This window comes from Amycolatopsis sp. NBC_01286 (genome assembly GCF_035982555.1).
Classification (GTDB): Bacteria; Actinomycetota; Actinomycetes; order Mycobacteriales; family Pseudonocardiaceae; genus Amycolatopsis.
Map to the genome: position 1 here is coordinate 1,450,743 of NZ_CP108428.1, position 16,492 is coordinate 1,467,234.

Here is a 16,492-nt window from a genome sequence, read left to right on the forward strand (position 1 = left end):
TCACCGATGTCCACCACGGCGAGCACTGCCACTGAGGCAGGGGCGAGCGATCGGGCGGGTGCCTCACGCCGGCAGGGGACCTTCTACCGGGGCGACCCCGGCATGTGGTCCTGGGTGCTGCACCGCATCACCGGCGTGCTCACATTCTTCTTCCTGTTCGTGCACGTGCTCGACACCGCGCTGGTGCGCGTGTCGCCGAACACGTACGACCAGGTCATCGAGACCTACAAGACCCCGATCGTCAACCTCCTCGAGGTGGGCCTGGTCGGCGCGGTGCTGTTCCACGCGCTCAACGGCATCCGCGTCATGCTCGTCGACTTCTGGTCGAAGGGTCCGAAGCTGCAGAAGGCGATGCTGTGGGTGATCGGCGTGGTCTGGGTCGTCGTGATGGTCCCCGGTGCGTTCTTCATGCTGAAGCGCACCGTCGAAACGCTCTTCGGGGGTAACTGACATGGCCGACCTCGCCCTCGCGAACCCCCGCGCGCCGAAGCGTCCCGCCGCCCGCCGCAGCAACTTCGAGCTCTACAGCTGGCTGTTCATGCGGATCTCCGGCCTGGCGTTGATCATCCTGGTGCTCGGCCATCTGCTGATCATGAACATCCTCGACGGCGGTGTGCACCGGATCAACTGGGGCTTCGTCGCCGGCCGCTGGGCGTCCCCGTTCTGGCAGTTCTGGGACCTGGCGATGCTCTGGCTCGCCGAGATCCACGGCGGCAACGGGCTGCGCACCATCATCGACGACTACGCCCGCAAGGACAGCACGCGGTTCTGGCTGAAGATCCTGCTGTACGTGTCCATGGTCCTGATCCTGGCCGTCGGCACCATGGTGATCTTCACGTTCGACCCGAACATGCCCGCGAACTGAAGCCCGGAGAGCTCCCACCATGCAGTTCCACAAGTACGACGTGGTGATCGTCGGCGCCGGCGGCGCCGGGATGCGCGCGGCCATCGAGTCCGGCCAGCGCACCCGTACGGCGGTCCTCACCAAGCTCTACCCGACCCGGTCCCACACCGGCGCGGCCCAGGGCGGCATGTGCGCCGCGCTGGCGAACGTCGAAGAGGACAACTGGGAGTGGCACACCTTCGACACGATCAAGGGCGGCGACTACCTGGTCGACCAGGATGCCGCGGAGATCATGGCGAAGGAGGCCATCGACGCGGTCCTCGACCTCGAGAAGATGGGCCTGCCGTTCAACCGCACGCCCGAGGGCAAGATCGACCAGCGGCGTTTCGGCGGGCACACCCGTGACCACGGCAAGGCCGCGGTCCGCCGCGCCTGCTACGCCGCGGACCGCACCGGCCACATGATCCTGCAGACGCTCTACCAAAACTGCGTCAAGTACGGCACGGAGTTCTTCAACGAATTCTACGTGCTCGACCTCGTCACCAGCCCGGACGAGGAGGGCAACCCGGTCGCGTCCGGCGTCGTCGCCTACGAGCTGGCCACCGGCGAGCTGCACGTCTTCCAGGCGAAGTCGATCGTGATGGCCACCGGCGGCGCGGGCAAGATCTTCAAGACGACGTCGAACGCGCACACCCTCACCGGTGACGGCCTCGGCATCATCTTCCGCAAGGGCCTGCCGCTGGAGGACATGGAGTTCTTCCAGTTCCACCCGACCGGCCTCGCGGGCCTGGGCATCCTGATCTCCGAAGCCGTCCGCGGCGAGGGCGGGATCCTGCGCAACGCCGACGGCGAGCGGTTCATGGAGCGCTACGCCCCCACCATCAAGGACCTCGCGCCGCGCGACATCGTGGCGCGCTCGATGGTGCAGGAAGTGCTGCAGGGCCGCGGGTGCGGGCCGAACAAGGACTACGTCGTCCTGGACGTCACGCACATCCCCGAGGAGACGCTGAACGCGAAGCTCCCGGACATCATGGAGTTCTCCCGGACCTACCTGGGCGTCGACCCGGTCAAGGAGCCGGTGCCGGTGTTCCCGACCTGCCACTACGTGATGGGCGGCATCCCGACCAACATCCACGGCGAAGCGCTGCGGGACAACGAGAACGTCATCCCCGGCCTGTACGCCGCGGGCGAGGTCGCGTGCGTGTCCGTGCACGGCTCGAACCGCCTGGGCACGAACTCGCTGCTGGACATCAACGTGTTCGGCCGCCGCGCCGGCATCGCGGCCGCGGAGTACGCGCTGGCGCACGAGCACGTCGAGCTGCCGGAGAACCCGACCACGATGGTCGAGGAGCAGCTGGCGGGCCTGCTGTCGGAGCACGGTGACGAGCGCGTCGCCGACATCCGCAAGGAAATGCAGCAGACGATGGACTCGCACGCGTCGGTGTACCGGACCGAGGACACGCTGAAGCAGGCGCTGACCGACATCCAGGCGCTGAAGGCGCGCTACGAGCGGATCACCGTGTCGGACAAGGGCAAGCGGTACAACACCGACCTGCTCGAGGCCGTCGAGCTGGGCTTCCTGCTGGAGCTGGCCGAGGTGCTGATCGTCGGCGCGATCGCGCGCAAGGAGTCCCGCGGCGGCCACGCGCGCGAGGACTACCCGACCCGCGACGACACGAACTTCATGCGGCACACCATGGCGTACAAGCAGGGTTCCGATCTTGCTTCGGACATCCGGCTCGACTACAAGCCGGTTACCTTCACCCGCTACGAACCGATGGAGCGGAAGTACTGATGACTGCCATTGCCGAAGCTCCTTCGTCTTCCGCGTCCGACGAGCACACCCCGATCACGGTCACGCTGAAGATCCTGCGGTTCAACCCGGAGGTCGACACCGAGCCGCACTGGGAGTCGTACGAGGTCCCGGCGCAGCGCACCGACCGCCTGCTGAACCTGCTGTTCCACGTCAAGGACTACATCGACGGCACGTTCTCGTTCCGCCGCTCGTGCGCACACGGCGTGTGTGGTTCGGACGCGATGCAGATCAACGGCATCAACCGGCTGGCCTGCAAGGTCCTGATGAAGGACCTGCTGGCCAAGGACGGCAAGCCGACGACGATCACGATCGCCCCGATCAAGGGCCTGACGACGTTGAAGGACCTGTACGTCGACATGGACCCGTTCTTCGAGGCGTACCGCGCGATCAAGCCGTACCTGATCACGTACGGCAACGAGCCGACGCGCGAGCGCATCCAGTCCCAGGCGGACCGCGACCGCTTCGACGACACCACGAAGTGCATCCTGTGCGCGTGCTGCACGTCGTCCTGCCCGGTGTACTGGAACGACGGCTCGTACTTCGGCCCCGCGGCGATCGTCAACGCCCACCGCTTCATCTTCGACTCCCGCGACGAGGGGGCGGAGGAGCGCTTGGACATCCTGAACGACGGCGAGGGTGTTTGGCGCTGCCGCACAACGTTCAACTGCACGGACGCCTGCCCCCGAGGCATCCAGGTGACAAAGGCGATCCAGGAAGTAAAGCGAGCCCTACTCTTCAAGCGCGTCTGAGTTTCCTGCCGCGGCTTTAAAGCCGTGAGGGGCACCTTCAGGGACATACAGTCCCTGAAGGTGCCCCTCACGGCTTTTCTCAGTTATCCACAAGGGGTGGGTTGTCCACAGGTGGGCCGATGAGGGCTGGTGGAAGTCGTTGAGCACTGCTCACGATGGGTGAATGTCCACACGGAGAAACTGGGATGAGCATCCCGAACTGCTGAAACGGCAAGCCCGGGACGGTGTGATCCGGGCGCAGCACCTGGAATCCCTGGGCATGCACAACCGGACGATCTACCGGAGGTGCTTGCCCGGTGGCCCCTGGCAGCGGCTGCTGCCAGGAATCGTTCTGCTGCACAACGGCGATTCCACTCGTCGAGAGCGGGTTGTCGCAGCTTTGCTCTACGGCGGATCGCGAGCGATGATCACCGGCGCGGAGGCCTGCCGATGGTACGGACTCCGCGTGCCGGAGCAGTTCCCGGCGTCAGGCGTACATCTGCTGGTACCCCACGATCAGCGGGTCCTCAGCAGCGAGTACGTCGTCGCCGAGCGCACGAGGCGGCTTCCCGGCGCTTGGACTCGTCAGGGAATCCCGCTCGCTCCCCTAGTTCGCGCGACCACTGACGCCGTTCGTCGCATCCGCGCGGAAGAACCCATCGGCCACCTGCTGATCGAAGCCGTCCAACACGGACACTGTTCCCCCACCGGGCTGGCTAGCGAGCTCGACGAAGGGACCAAACGGGGCACCGCGATACCCCGCCGGCTGTTGAAGGAATGGGTTGATCTCCGCTCCGTCGCCGAATTGCGTGCGAGGAAGCTGACCGATCGGCTGCCGAACCCGCCGAGCCATTGGAACGCCGGCATCCAGTCGGCCGGCGGCTACGTCGGCTGTCCCGACGCATGGTGGGACGAAATCGCCTTGGCTTGGGAGATCGATTCGTTCGAGTTCCACTTCACGCCGGAGGGATACGCTCGGACCCTCCGGCGGAACAACCGCTACGCGGCTGCCGGCATCAAGGTCGTGCAAACCCTCCCGTCAAGCCTCAGAGACGATCCGGACGGGGTCCTGCAGGAACTGGCCGATGCCTACACCGCCGCAGCCGCCCGGCCACGCCCCTCCGTATTCTTGGTCGAACGCGCGGCCTAACGCCGTGAGGGGCACCTTCAGGGACATACAGTCCCTGAAGGTGCCCCTCACGACATGACGACCTATGCCCGGGTTAGCGGACTGCGTCTAGCGCGTTTACCTGGCCGTGGCCGTAGTAGGAGTTGTCGCGCGTCGGGCCGGAGCACGTTGCTTCGGCTGTTGGGCAGGCCACCGGGTCTGCCTCGCCCGTCAGGAAGCGGGACAGCAGCTGCGGCGGGATGCCGCGGAACCGGGACGCCAGCAGCGCCGCGACGCCCGCCGCGTGTGGGGACGCCATCGAGGTGCCGCACTTCGAGCCGTACTGGCCGCCGAAGACCGTCGACGACAGCGGGCACGCCGGGCCGGCACCAGCGGGCGGGGTCTGGGCGAAGTCGCCACCCGGAGCCGTTACGTCGATCTCGCCGTAGTTGCTGAAGGACGACTTCGTGCCCGCGTAGCCCACCGAGGACACCGTCACCACTCCGTCGATCGCCTTGGGCAGGATGCCGCACGACGAATCCACCGGGTGGGGGCGGTTCGGGTCCGTGGTCTGCGTTGTCGTGTCGAAGCCCGAGTTGCCCGCCGCCGAGATGTTCAGGACTCCGTGGTGCGTCGAGTAGGTGATCGCGCGGCGGACCGCTTCGTACGCCGCCGCGTCGCCCGGCTCGCGGGAGCAGAAGAACATGCCCGGGTCGATGTAGTAGCTGTTGTTCGTCACCGGGAAGCCGTGCTTCGCCGCCCAGACGAAGCCGCAGACCGCGGACTCCGGGAAGATGTAGCCGTCGTCGTTGACGACCTTCACCGACGCCAGACGAACACCCGGCGCGATGCCCGTGAAGCCCGCCGCCGGGTCCTTGCCCGCGATCGTCCCCGCGACGTGTGTTCCGTGGTCGGACGTCGTCGGCGCCCACGACGCCGGCGTCAGGTCCGGCGCGCCCGTGATGCAGCCCGCCGACTCCGACGGGGAAATCGCAGCGCGAAGGGCCGGGTGCGTGGCGTCGATGCCCGAGTCCAGGACGCCGACCGTCACCGCGCGGCTGCCCTGGTACTTCTTGTTGGCCTCCGGCGCGTGGATCGCCTTCATGTCCCACTGCTGCGCCGACAGGTCACCGGCCGCGGCCACCGACTGGGTGTCCTCCAGCGTCCGGACCGCGCCGAGAGACGACCGGGCCGCACCGGCGGAAGCGACGTCCTTGCCGCCCGAGTACGCCCGGTAGACGCCGATCTTCTGCTGGAAGTCCGCGTTGCGCGAGCTGGCGATCGCGACGCCGATCTCGCCGTAGTACGCCACCTTCGTGCCGCACTTCGCGGCCAGCTCCTTGTCGACGGCCGACGCGCGGGTGCCCGGCTGGTAGGTCACGACGTACGTGTAGGCCGTGCTCGTGGTGTCGCAGGCGACCGGGGCGGCCTCGGCGGCCGGCGCGGCGGCCAGCAGGCCACCCCCGACGACCAGCGCCAGCGGAGCCGCCATTCGGCGTAAACGGGACATTCCACCTCCATGTTCGGTGGCGTCAACCTAAACCGAGGGGCAACCGGGCGCCACCGACCAAAGTCAGGAGGCGACAGTCAGGAGGCGACGCGAGCCGCACGCACGCCGCGCCAGCCCAGCACCCCGATGAGCGTGCCCAGCACGAACGACACGACCGTCAGCACGGCGTGCACGACGAAGTACGCGGTCGGCGAGCCGTCCGGCGTCCAGGACTGGTCGCTCGCCCAGAGGTTCTTGGCGAAGGTGATCCAGATGATCCACGACCACACGCCGAAGGCCAGCAGGAACAGCGAGGTGCGCTTGGAAATCCGCATGCCCCTGAGTATGCGCGGGCCGCGGCGACGCTAGATTGCGTGGGTGCACTCCGTCGCCTCCCGGTCGCTCAAGGTCTTCACGACGACGCTCACCGCCGGTCTCCTGGCCCTGGGCACGCCGGTCCTCGCGGCCGCCGCGCCGCCGCAAGGAGCGCAGTGCGCGAACCACCAAGCGCCGCCGCCCGCGGTCGACACGTCGGAGCGGCCCGCGCCCGGCCGGGCGGCGCCCGCGGCGCTGCCGGTGCCCAGCGTGCCCGTCGGCGGCCCGCGGCTGGCCGAGTGCGGCCTCGTCACCCCGGACGGCGCGCTCAACCCGCCGGACGGCAACACCGCCGCGTCCTGGGTGCTGCAGGACCTCGACACCGGCGCGATCATCGCGGCGAAGGACCCGCACGCCCGGCAGCGGCCGGCGTCGCTGATCAAGACGCTGCTCGCGCTCGTCGTCGTCACCCAGCTCAAGCCCGAGCAGGTGCTCGTCGCGACGAAGGAGGACGCCGAGCAGGAGTGCACCTGCGTCGGCATCGTCGCCGGCGGCGGCTACACCGTCGACCAGCTGCTCCACGGCCTGCTGATGCACTCGGGCAACGACGTCGCGCACGCGTTCGCCACGGCGCTCGGCGGGGTCGACTCCACCGTCACGAAGATGAACGCGATGGCCGTCCGCATCGGCGCCCTCGACACCCGCGCCGCGACGCCGTCGGGGCTCGACGGGCCGGGCATGTCGACCTCGGCCTACGACCTGAGCCTGATCTTCCACTACGCGATGAAGCAGCCGGAGTTCGCGAAGGCCGTCGCGACGAAGGACTTCGAGATCCCGCCGGCCGGCGGGAAGCCGGCCATCCCGGTGTACAACGACAACAAGCTGCTCGGCGTCTACCCGGGCTTCCTCGGCGGCAAGACCGGGTTCACCGACGACGCCCGCCACACCTACGTCGGCGCGGCGCAGCAGCAGGGCAAGCGGCTCGCCGTCGTCATGCTGCGCGCCGAGCAGAAGCCGACCAAGGTCGTCGACCAGGCGGGCAAGCTGCTCGACTACGGCTTCGCGCTGGAGGCCGACCACGCCGAGCCGGTCGGCCGGATCACCTACCAGCCGCCCGCGACGCCCGAGAGCGGCGAGCCGTCGATCCTGCCCGACGGCAGCACCGCGACCAACAGCGGGACGTCCACTTCGGCGGCCGCCAAGGACGACCCGTTCGGCGTCACCGGCTGGATCATCACGCTGGTGGTGTTCCTGATCATCGTCGGCGCGTTCGTGGTCGGGCACCAGCGCAAGAAGGCCGCGGGCAGCTAGCGGAACGCGGGCCCGGGCTCCGGGGTCACCTTGTCGGTGGCGATCGCGCCGCCGCAGTGCCCGCAGGCGACGTACGTCTCGGTGATCTCGCCGCAGTCGTTGTGCCGCAACAGGATCGGCGGCCCATCCGGCCCGGCGAGGTGCTTGTCGCCCCACTGCATGAGCGTGACGACGGCGCCGAAGAGGTCACGGCCGGCCTGCGTCAGGTGGTACTCCGGCCGGTCCGGCACTTCCTCGACGCGCTCCAGCACACCCGCCTCGGCCAGCGTCTTGAGCCGCGCGGACAACGTCGGCCGCGGGATGGACAGGTTGCGCGCGAACTCGCCGTAGCGCCGGACGCCGAAGAACGACTCGCGCAGGATGAGCAGGCTCCACCGCTCCCCGACCAGGTCGAGCGCCCGGCCGACCGAGTCCGCCGTGAACCGGTGCCGGAGGTCGGTCACAGCGCCAGCACCAGCTTGCCGGTGTTCTCGCCGCGGAACAGCTTGAGCAGCGTCTCGGGGAACTTCGCGATCCCGCCCGTCACGACGTCTTCGCGCGTCTTCAGCTTGCCCTCGCGCACCCAACCCGCCAGCGCTTCGATCGCCTCGGGGTACCGGTCGGCGTAGTCGGAGAAGACGAAGCCGGTCATGGACGCGCGCTGCACCAGCAGCTGCATGTAGTTGGCCGGGCCGCGCGGGCCTTCGGTGCTGTTGTACTGCGAAACCGCGCCGCTCAGCACGATCCGGGCGCCGCGCGCGAGCCGGGCGAGGGCCGCTTCGAGGACGGCGCCGCCGACGTTGTCGAAGAAGACGTCGATCCCGTCGGGCGCGTGCTCCTTCAGGTCCGCGCGGAGGTTCCCGGCGCGGTGGTCGACGGCGGCGTCGAAGCCGTACTCCTCGACCAGCGTCCGGCACTTGTCCGGGCCACCCGCGATGCCGACGACGCGGCAGCCGTGGATCTTCGCCAGCTGGCCGGTGACGATGCCGACCGACCCGGCCGCCGCCGACACCACGACGGTCTGGCCCGGCTCCGGGCGGCCGACGTCGAAGAGCCCGAAGTACGCGGTGATGCCGCTGATCCCGAGCGTCCCGAGGAACGTCGGCGCCGGGGCGAGGGACGTGTCGACGACCTGGACGCCCTGGCCGTCCGAGACGGCGAAGTTCTGCACGCCGAACGTACCGAACACGCTCTGCCCGGGCTTGAACCCGGCGTGGTTCGACTCGACGACCGTGCCGATCCCGGCGGCGCGCATGACCTCGCCGATCCCGACCGGCGGCACGTACGAGCGGCCCGGGTTCATCCACGTGCGCATGGCCGGGTCGAGCGACAGGTACTGGACCTCGACGAGGAACCGGCCGTCACCGGGCGACGGGACGGCGTCCTCGGTGTACTGCCAGTCGTCGTCCTTCGGCAGGCCGGACGGCCGGGCGGCGAGGCGGTACTGGGCGTTGACGGGCACGGGGCTCCTCAGAACTGTTCGGTGCGGGCCGGCACGCCCAGCAGCAGCTTGCCGGACAGCTCGAAGCTGGCCGGGTTGACCTGGAAGTGCGCGGTGGCCGTGTGCGCGTCGCGGAACCGGCGTTGCAGCGGTGACGTCTCGTAGATCGCCGCGCCGCCGGCGAGGTCGTACATGCTGTCGGCGACCTTCGCGGCCGTGCGCGTGGTGTGCGTCGCGGCGAGCCGGAGGCCGAGCTTGAGCCGGTCCGGGACCGGGTCGGTGCCCTGCGCGGCCTGCCAGGCGTCGTCGATGCTGGTGTAGAACAACAACCGCGCCGCGCGCAGGGCGGCTTCCGCCTCCGCGACGGCGGCCTGGGTCTGCGACCGCTCGGCCAGCGACCGGCTGGAGCCGAGCGGCTTGCGCGTCGAAGCCAGCTCGATCAGGTCGTCGATCGCGCCGCGCGCGTTGCCCAGCGCGGCCGCGGCGACGGACAGCGCGAAGTAGCCGAAGAGCGGGAACCTATGCAGCGCAACGGCTTCCTCCGGCGGACCGCTCAGCACCGAGAAGACGCGGTGCTCCGGGACGAACAGGTCGTCGGCCACGCAGTCGTGGCTGCCGGTGCCGCGCAAGCCGTTGGTGTGCCAGGTGTCGAGCACTTCGATCTCGGTCTTCGGCAACGCGGCGACGTACAACGCGCTCTCGTGCACGAACCCGGCGAAAAGCCAGTCGCAGTGCGGGATTCCGCTGCAGAACGGCCAGCGGCCGGAGACGACGTACCCGCCGTCGACTCTTCGGCCGGTCCCGCGCGGCGCCCAGACGCCCGCGGCGACCGTCCGGGGGTCGCCGAAGACCTCCTCGGCACACTTCCGCGGCGCGTAGGCCGAGAGCAGGCTGCTCGTCACGGCGATCGAGACGCACCAGCCGGCCGACGCGTCACCGCGCGCGACCGTCTCCGCCGTCTCCAGGCTGACGGCGGGCGGCGCTTCGGGGCCGCCGAGGTGACCGGGGACGCCGCTGCGCAGGAGCCCGCCGTCGGTCAGCTTCGCGACCAGCTCGGCGGGCAGCGCGCGCTGCCGCTCGGTGACCGGCGCGAGCGTCTTGGCGAGCGCGGCGCACTCGCGGGCGGCATCCAGCATGAAACCTCCGGTTCAGAATTCTTACCGGTTCAGTTTCTTTACCATACGGGTCGCTGTCAAGACTTGCGACGGCCACCCAGCCACGCGAGCAGTGCCCCGGCGCCGAACGCCCCCGCGACGGTGCCGAGCCCCGGCCCGCGCTGCACGGTGACGCTCTGCTCGAGCCGCACCGGCGCCGGCGGCTGGACGATCTTGTGCTGGTTCTCCTTCGCCGTCGCCGTCCACGCCGTGATGAGCAGGAGGAAGCGCGAGACGAGGTTCGCGAACACGAGCAGCCCGATGACCGGCCCGAACAGCGCGGCCGACGGCGACTTCGTGACGCTCGCCAGGTAGATCGAGCCGACCTGCTGCAGGATGACGAACCCGATGGCGGCGACCACGGCGCCCTTGACGGCGCTGCGCAGCGCGACCTGCTCACGCGGCAGCCGCGCGATCACCCAGAGGAACACGAGGGTGTTGGCGGCCAGGCCGAGCACGATCGTCGCGGCCCGCAGCAGGTAGATCGCCCAGGTCTGGTGTTCGAGCCCGACGAGGTCGAGCAGGAACTGCCCGACACCGCCGCCGACGGCGGTCAGCGCGAACGAGACGATGAGCGCGACCCCGAGGCCGATGAGCGCGACCAGGTCCTTGAGCGTCTGCTTGACGACCGGCTGCGACTGCTTCTCCTGGCCCCACTGCGCGGTGAGCGCGTCGCGCAGGTTCGACATCCAGCCGATGCCGGAGTAGAGGGCGATGAGCAGGCCGAAGATCCCGATCCCGCCGCCGGAGTCCAGCGCGCCCTTGACGATGCCGTTGACGAGCTCCTTGAGGCCGTCCGGCACCGAGCTGTTGATGCCGTCGGTGATCTTCGTGATGATCGTCTGGTCGTGGTTGACGACCAGCCCGACCACGGCGAACGCCACCATGAACAGCGGGAACACCGACAGGACGCTGAAGTAGGTGATGGCGGCCGCGTAGTGGTTGCCGTACCGCTCGCTGAAGGCCTCGTTCGCCCGGATCAGGTGATCGAGCCACGGGTACTTCCGCCGCAGCCGCGGCAGGAGCTTTTCCTTCGTTTCTTCGTTCGCCACCGTGAAACGCTAACCACGCCGGGTGACTCCCGCAACGCGAGCGGCCTACGTGAGGGAGGCGAGAAGGGCCTGGTAGGTCCGATCTTGATCACCGGCGGCCGCCGGGACGACCGTGATTCCGGGCCGCTGCGCGCAGAACTCGATCACGGCGTCGTACACGGCGCTCACCTGCCGCTCGGTGAGACGGGCGGCCGACTCGATCTCCGACGAGCCCCGCTCGGCGACTCTTCGCACGACCTCGTCGCGGCCGGGCAGGAGCACGATCTCGTGGAAACTCGCGCCCGTCTCGCGGGCCAGCGCTTCGAGGCGTTCGGCGAACTCCGGCCGGGCCAGCAGTTGCGGCACGACGACGTCGTGACCGGCGGCGAGGTGTGTCCGGGCGGCGGCTACCGCGAGGTCCCGGGCCAGCAGACCCGCCGGACCCGGCGACTCGCGCCAGCCGCCGATCAGCGCGCGGACGCGGTCGACGTCCAGGGCCAGCGCCGGCGGGTGGTCGTCGGCGTAGCGCCGGGCGAGCGTCGACTTGCCGCTGCCCGGCGGGCCGTTGAGCAGGATGAGCTTCACCGCACCGGCGGCAGGAACCCGATCCGCTGGTACGTCTTGGCCAGCGTCTTCGAGGCCACCTCACGAGCGCGTTCCGCGCCCGCGGCGAGGACTTTGTCCAGCTCGGTCACATCGTCCAAATAGGACTTGACCCGGTCCTGGATCGGCGTCACCCACTCGACGAAGACCTCGCCGAGGTCCTTCTTCAGGTCGCCGTAGCCCTTGCCTTCGTAAGCGGCTTCAAGGTCCGGGATCGTGCGCTCGGCGAGCGCCGAGAAGATCGTCAGCAGGTTCGAGACACCCGCCTTGTTCTCGGCGTCGAACACGACCTCGCGGCCGGTGTCGGTGACCGCCGAGCGGATCTTCTTCGCCGAGCGCTTCGGGTCTTCGAGCAGCTCGACGAGACCGTTCGCGGCGGACGCCGACTTGCTCATCTTGCTCGTCGGGTCCTGCAGGTCGTAGATCTTGGCCGTGTCCTTGATGATGTACGGCTCGGGCACGACGAACGTCTTGCCCAGCCGGTTGTTGAAGCGCTGCGCGAGGTCGCGCGTCAGCTCCAGGTGCTGGCGCTGGTCCTCGCCGACCGGGACCGCGTCCGCCTGGTAGAGCAGGATGTCCGCGGCCTGCAGGATCGGGTAGGTGAACAGGCCGACGCTGGAGCGGTCGGAGCCCTGCTTCGCGGACTTGTCCTTGAACTGCGTCATCCGGCCGGCCTCGCCGAACCCGGTCTGGCACTCCATGACCCAGCTCAGCTGGGCGTGCTCCGGCACGTGGCTCTGCACGAACAGGGCGCTGCGCTGCGGGTCGATGCCGATGGCGAGCAGCTGCGCGGCCGAGACGCGGGTGCGCTGGCGCAGCACCTTCGGGTCCTGCTCGACGGTGATCGCGTGGAGGTCGACCACGCAGTAGAACGGCTCGTGCGTGTCCTGCAGCCGCACCCACTGACGCAGCGCGCCGAGGTAGTTGCCGAGGTGGAACGAGTCGGCGGTCGGCTGGATCCCGGACAGGACACGCGGACGGCGGGCGGCTGCGATCTGCTCTTCGGACACGCTGGGATTCTTTCAGGCCGCGACGCGCCGACGGCGTCGAGGGGCCTCAGGCGTGCGGGTGCGGGGCCAGGAACGGGCGCGTCGGACCGGTGTCGGGCTCGGACAGGACGGCCTCCGCCAGCGCCGTCACCGGGCCCGTGACCTCCGGGACGACCGGAACGGCCTCGACGATCTCGGCGGTGGAGCGGGTCTTGCGGCGCTGGCGCAGCACACCCAGCGTCATGCCGACGATGCCGAGCGCGACGGCGACCAGGCCGACCGGGCCGAGCACACCGAAGCTGTCGGTGTTGGTGTCGGCCTGCGCGGTCGTGACGTCGGCCAGCGCGACCCCACCGGCGGCCAGCAGGCCGGCCGGGACGAGGGCGAGGACCGCGACGGCGCGGAACCCGCGCAGCGTGGACCGCATCAGGAGATGACCTGGGTTGCGCACCGGAGTGCCTCCCGCGAGTGACGAGCGAAACGCTCACCCAAATGAGTGAGACGCTGCGTGCTACTGGTCAGAAAACTACCGAGCGTGTCAAGGCCTGAAGACCCGCTCGACTCGGGGGCCGAGACTAGCGCCCATCTCGTACCACGATCCGGGCACCCCCAGGGTTCACAGCGATCACCCGAACGGTGTTGCGGAGGACGGAACGCTCATACCCAGAGTAGAAGCTGACCGATCGTTGTCCGGCCCCTGGTCACCCGTTCATCGCAACATCACCTCACGTTCTGCCGTTTGCCGCAGTTCGCACTGCTCCGATCGCGGCCTCTTCGCCGTGACCCCGTTTCACTCGTTGGTGATTGGTCTATACCTCTTCACGTAACTCCGAAAGAAATTCACGGCCTGGTCGGACCGCGCACGACCGGCATGACACCCAGAGGAGTCCCAGCATGTCGATCCCACGGTTCCTGAAGCTCGCCGGAGTGGCGGTGAGCGCACTCGCCGCCACCGCCGCGGCCGTCGTGCTCCCCACCGCGACCGCGTCCGCCGCACCGGCCACTTCGGACGCCGCGTTCGTGGTCAGCGAGGCCCAGTTCGACCAGATCTTCCCGGGCCGCAACAGCTTCTACACCTACAGCGGCCTGACGGCGGCGCTCGACGCGTACCCCGGCTTCGCGAACACCGGTGACGACACCGTGAAGAAGCAGGAAGCGGCCGCGTTCCTGGCCAACGTCAACCACGAGACCGGCGGTCTCGTCTACGTCGTCGAGCAGAACACCGCGAACTACCCGCACTACTGCGACACCAGCCAGTCCTACGGCTGCCCGGCGGGCACCGCGGCCTACTACGGCCGCGGCCCGATCCAGCTGAGCTGGAACTTCAACTACAAGGCCGCGGGCGACTCGCTCGGCATCGACCTGCTGAACAACCCGTACCTGGTCGAACAGGACGCGGCCGTCGCGTGGAAGACCGGCCTCTGGTACTGGAACACCCAGACCGGCCCGGGCACGATGACGCCGCACGACGCGATGGTGAACCAGCGCGGCTTCGGCGAGACCATCCGCAGCATCAACGGGTCCATCGAGTGCAACGGCGGCAACCCGGCGCAGGTCCAGAGCCGGGTCGACAAGTACACGCAGATCACCGGGATCCTCGGCGTGCCGACGGGTGACAACCTGTCCTGCTGACTCTCTCCGGCGCGGCGAACAGGGCCTTCCCCCGCGGGGAGGCCCTGTTCGCGTTCACGGGGTGTCGTACTCCCGCAGCAGCTTGCGCAGGACGTCGTCGAGCAGGCCGAGTTCCTTGCCCCGCAACGAAGAGAGCAGCTCGGTGACGTTCGCGGTGTGCTCGGTCATCGCCGCGTCGACGACCTCGAAACCTTTGTCCGTCAGGCGGATGCGGAAACTGCGGCGGTCGTTCGGGTCGAGCGTGCGCTCGACGAATCCGGCGGCTTCGAGCCGGTCGAGGCGGCTCGTCATGCCGGCGCGGGACATCATCAGCGTCGCGGACAGCTCCGACGGGATCAGGGTGTAGGGCTTCCCGGAGCGGCGCAGCGCGGCCAGGACGTCGAACTCCCCGCGTTGCAGGCCGAACTTGCCGAAGACGCGCTCCTGCGCCGGGCCGAGCACGAGGCTCAGCCGGCTGAGCCGGCCGGCGACGCCGATGGCGGTCAGGTCGAGTTCGGGCCGTTCGCGGGCCCACGCCGACACCACGGCGTCGACGGCGTCTTCGTCAGTCACGCGGGCAGTCTATTCGCTCCCAGATAGTTTGACAGCGAACTATCAGCCGTGGAACCATCTCCGGCATGACAACCTTGCTGGTACGCCACGACGAAGCCGAGCAGCTCGGCACCACGCCCGACACGATGACGCTGCTGGCCGACGTCTCCCGGACGGACGGGCACCTGAGCACCAACCGCGCGTCGCTGGGCCGCGGGCGCGACGGCGCGACGCCGCACTTCCACACGGCGTCGGCGGAGATGTTCTTCATGCTCGACGGGGAGCTGGAGGTCCTTCAGGACGATGAGGTGGTGACCGTGCGGACGGGCGACATGCTGTTCGTGCCGCCGCACACGACGCACGCCTTCGGCGCGTCTTCGCGGTCCGGCGCGGACGTGCTGATCGTGTTCACGCCCGGCGTCGAGCGGTTCGAGTACTTCCGGATGATCGACCGCATCCGGCGCGGCGAGGCGTCACCGGCGGAGATCCTGGCGTCGCAGGAGCGGTTCGACAACCACTTCGTGGACAGCGAAACCTGGCGCGCGGCCCGCGCGGCCTAGATGTCGTAGGTGGCGGTGACGGGCGCGTGGTCGGACCAGCGCTGGTCGTAGGCGGCGGCGCGCTCGACGACGACGGACACGACCTTCTCGGCGAGCCCGGGGGTGGCGAGCTGGCAGTCGATGCGCCAGCCGGAGTCGTTGTCGAAGGCCTGGCCGCGGTAGGACCACCAGGTGTAGGGCCCGGGGCCGTCGGGATCGAGGCGCCGCTGGACGTCGGCGTAGCCGGCCTCGGTGTAGACGCGGCCGAGCCACTCGCGTTCCTCGGGCAGGAAACCGGAGCTCTTGCGGTTGCCGCGCCAGTTCTTGAGATCGGCGTTGTCGTAGGCGATGTTCCAGTCCCCGACGACGACGACCTCCCGCCCATCCGCGGCGGCCTTGGCCCGCAGCTCGACGAGGTAGGGCAGGAACGCGGCCATGAAGCGTTCCTTTTCGTCCTGGCGCTCGGTACCGACGTCCCCGCTGGGCAGGTAGAGACTCGCGACGACGACCTTCGGCAGGTGGACCTCGAGGTAGCGCCCGCTGTCCTCGAACTCGGGCTCCCCGAAACCGACGCGGACCGCATCGGGCTCCACACGGCTGTAAACGGCGACGCCGTTGCGCCCCTTCGCGGCGGAGGGAGCGTGCGCCGCGAACCAGCCATCGGGGTCGACGACGCCCGTGGGAAGCTGCTCCGCGGTGGCGCGCACCTCCTGGCAGGCGACAACGTCGGCCTTGGTGGCGGCAAGCCACTCGACAAAGCCCTTTTTGGCGGCGGCGCGAAGGCCGTTGACGTTCACGGTGGAGACGGTCAGCACGAACAGCACGCTACCGGCCGGGGTGCGGGTGGCTGTGGCGCCGGGTCGGGTGTGCGGTGTTTCGCGGCCTGGCGCGGCGTCGGCGGTCGCGGGCATGGCGGCCTTCGGGCGCGCGCCGTGTTCCGGGCGGCGAAATCAGGGCGAGGGACGCGACCGCTCTGTCAGAC

Annotated in this window: 19 protein-coding genes; 8 read left to right on the forward strand and 11 right to left on the reverse strand. The window is 69.2% G+C overall.

What is annotated here, in order from left to right:
• The first annotated feature begins 6 nt into the window (after positions 1 to 6).
• From sdhC to OG570_RS06855, 5 genes are all read left to right on the forward strand, one after another.
• Positions 7 to 450 (forward strand): succinate dehydrogenase, cytochrome b556 subunit, encoded by a 444-nt coding sequence (gene sdhC / locus OG570_RS06835; RefSeq protein ID WP_086861784.1) that lies wholly within the window; start codon positions 7 to 9, stop codon positions 448 to 450.
• 1 nt (position 451) lies between these two features.
• Positions 452 to 865 (forward strand): succinate dehydrogenase hydrophobic membrane anchor subunit, encoded by a 414-nt coding sequence (locus OG570_RS06840; protein ID WP_247060758.1) that lies wholly within the window; start codon positions 452 to 454, stop codon positions 863 to 865.
• A 19-nt stretch (positions 866 to 884) separates the two neighbouring features.
• Positions 885 to 2,639, forward strand: a complete 1,755-nt coding sequence (sdhA, locus tag OG570_RS06845) for a succinate dehydrogenase flavoprotein subunit (RefSeq protein WP_326946129.1) — start codon at positions 885 to 887, stop codon at positions 2,637 to 2,639.
• Positions 2,639 to 3,409, forward strand: coding sequence for a succinate dehydrogenase iron-sulfur subunit (locus tag OG570_RS06850; RefSeq protein ID WP_247060754.1), 771 nt, complete (start codon positions 2,639 to 2,641; stop codon positions 3,407 to 3,409). Before sdhA ends, OG570_RS06850 begins: the two co-directional genes overlap by 1 nt.
• Before the next feature lie 163 nt (positions 3,410 to 3,572).
• Positions 3,573 to 4,538 (forward strand): hypothetical protein, encoded by a 966-nt coding sequence (locus tag OG570_RS06855; protein WP_326955992.1) that lies wholly within the window; start codon positions 3,573 to 3,575, stop codon positions 4,536 to 4,538.
• A 73-nt stretch (positions 4,539 to 4,611) separates the two neighbouring features.
• Here OG570_RS06855 and OG570_RS06860 read toward each other — a convergent pair whose 3' ends face one another.
• Together OG570_RS06860 and OG570_RS06865 are read right to left on the reverse strand one after the other, a co-directional pair.
• Positions 4,612 to 6,006 (reverse strand): S8 family peptidase, encoded by a 1,395-nt coding sequence (locus OG570_RS06860; RefSeq protein ID WP_326955993.1) that lies wholly within the window; start codon positions 6,004 to 6,006, stop codon positions 4,612 to 4,614.
• 77 nt (positions 6,007 to 6,083) lie between these two features.
• Positions 6,084 to 6,320: an SCO4848 family membrane protein gene (locus OG570_RS06865; RefSeq protein WP_247060748.1), complete on the reverse strand. Its 237-nt coding sequence runs from the start codon at positions 6,318 to 6,320 to the stop codon at positions 6,084 to 6,086.
• Positions 6,321 to 6,363: 43 nt separating this feature from the next.
• Between OG570_RS06865 and OG570_RS06870 the strand changes: the two genes are divergently transcribed.
• Positions 6,364 to 7,611 (forward strand): D-alanyl-D-alanine carboxypeptidase family protein, encoded by a 1,248-nt coding sequence (locus OG570_RS06870; protein WP_326955994.1) that lies wholly within the window; start codon positions 6,364 to 6,366, stop codon positions 7,609 to 7,611.
• Here OG570_RS06870 and OG570_RS06875 read toward each other — a convergent pair.
• From OG570_RS06875 to OG570_RS06905, 7 genes are read right to left on the reverse strand one after another with little or no spacing between them, the layout of a single operon-like run.
• Positions 7,608 to 8,054: a winged helix-turn-helix transcriptional regulator gene (locus OG570_RS06875; RefSeq protein WP_247060745.1), complete on the reverse strand. Its 447-nt coding sequence runs from the start codon at positions 8,052 to 8,054 to the stop codon at positions 7,608 to 7,610. The genes OG570_RS06870 and OG570_RS06875 overlap by 4 nt on opposite strands.
• Positions 8,051 to 9,052: an NADP-dependent oxidoreductase gene (locus OG570_RS06880; protein WP_326955995.1), complete on the reverse strand. Its 1,002-nt coding sequence runs from the start codon at positions 9,050 to 9,052 to the stop codon at positions 8,051 to 8,053. The genes OG570_RS06875 and OG570_RS06880 overlap by 4 nt, the downstream gene beginning before the upstream one ends.
• A gap of 8 nt (positions 9,053 to 9,060) precedes the next feature.
• On the reverse strand, positions 9,061 to 10,167 hold the full coding sequence (locus OG570_RS06885) for an acyl-CoA dehydrogenase family protein (RefSeq protein WP_326955997.1): 1,107 nt from the start codon (positions 10,165 to 10,167) through the stop codon (positions 9,061 to 9,063).
• Positions 10,168 to 10,223: 56 nt separating this feature from the next.
• Positions 10,224 to 11,237: an inner membrane protein YhjD gene (gene yhjD, locus OG570_RS06890; protein WP_326946123.1), complete on the reverse strand. Its 1,014-nt coding sequence runs from the start codon at positions 11,235 to 11,237 to the stop codon at positions 10,224 to 10,226.
• A 45-nt stretch (positions 11,238 to 11,282) separates the two neighbouring features.
• The gene (locus OG570_RS06895; protein ID WP_326955998.1) at positions 11,283 to 11,801 is read right to left on the reverse strand and encodes an ATP-binding protein; all 519 of its coding nucleotides are present in this window, start codon (positions 11,799 to 11,801) and stop codon (positions 11,283 to 11,285) included.
• Entirely contained in the window at positions 11,798 to 12,829 is a 1,032-nt protein-coding gene (gene trpS / locus OG570_RS06900; RefSeq protein WP_247060740.1) for a tryptophan--tRNA ligase, read from the reverse strand. Before trpS ends, OG570_RS06895 begins: the two co-directional genes overlap by 4 nt.
• Before the next feature lie 46 nt (positions 12,830 to 12,875).
• Entirely contained in the window at positions 12,876 to 13,235 is a 360-nt protein-coding gene (locus OG570_RS06905; RefSeq protein ID WP_326946121.1) for a hypothetical protein, read from the reverse strand.
• Between the two features lie 467 nt (positions 13,236 to 13,702).
• On the opposite strand from OG570_RS06905, the gene OG570_RS06910 reads away from it, so the two are divergent.
• Positions 13,703 to 14,440: a chitinase gene (locus OG570_RS06910; protein WP_326946120.1), complete on the forward strand. Its 738-nt coding sequence runs from the start codon at positions 13,703 to 13,705 to the stop codon at positions 14,438 to 14,440.
• Between the two features lie 54 nt (positions 14,441 to 14,494).
• On the opposite strand, the gene OG570_RS06915 is transcribed toward OG570_RS06910, so the two are convergent.
• The gene (locus OG570_RS06915) at positions 14,495 to 14,992 is read right to left on the reverse strand and encodes a MarR family winged helix-turn-helix transcriptional regulator (protein ID WP_326955999.1); all 498 of its coding nucleotides are present in this window, start codon (positions 14,990 to 14,992) and stop codon (positions 14,495 to 14,497) included.
• Positions 14,993 to 15,057: 65 nt separating this feature from the next.
• Between OG570_RS06915 and OG570_RS06920 the strand changes: the two genes are divergently transcribed.
• The gene (locus OG570_RS06920; RefSeq protein ID WP_326956000.1) at positions 15,058 to 15,531 is read left to right on the forward strand and encodes a cupin domain-containing protein; all 474 of its coding nucleotides are present in this window, start codon (positions 15,058 to 15,060) and stop codon (positions 15,529 to 15,531) included.
• Here OG570_RS06920 and OG570_RS06925 read toward each other — a convergent pair.
• A complete protein-coding gene (locus tag OG570_RS06925; protein ID WP_326959913.1) occupies positions 15,528 to 16,334 on the reverse strand; it encodes an exodeoxyribonuclease III in 807 nt (268 codons plus the stop codon). The genes OG570_RS06920 and OG570_RS06925 overlap by 4 nt on opposite strands.
• Positions 16,335 to 16,492: the final 158 nt, after the last annotated feature.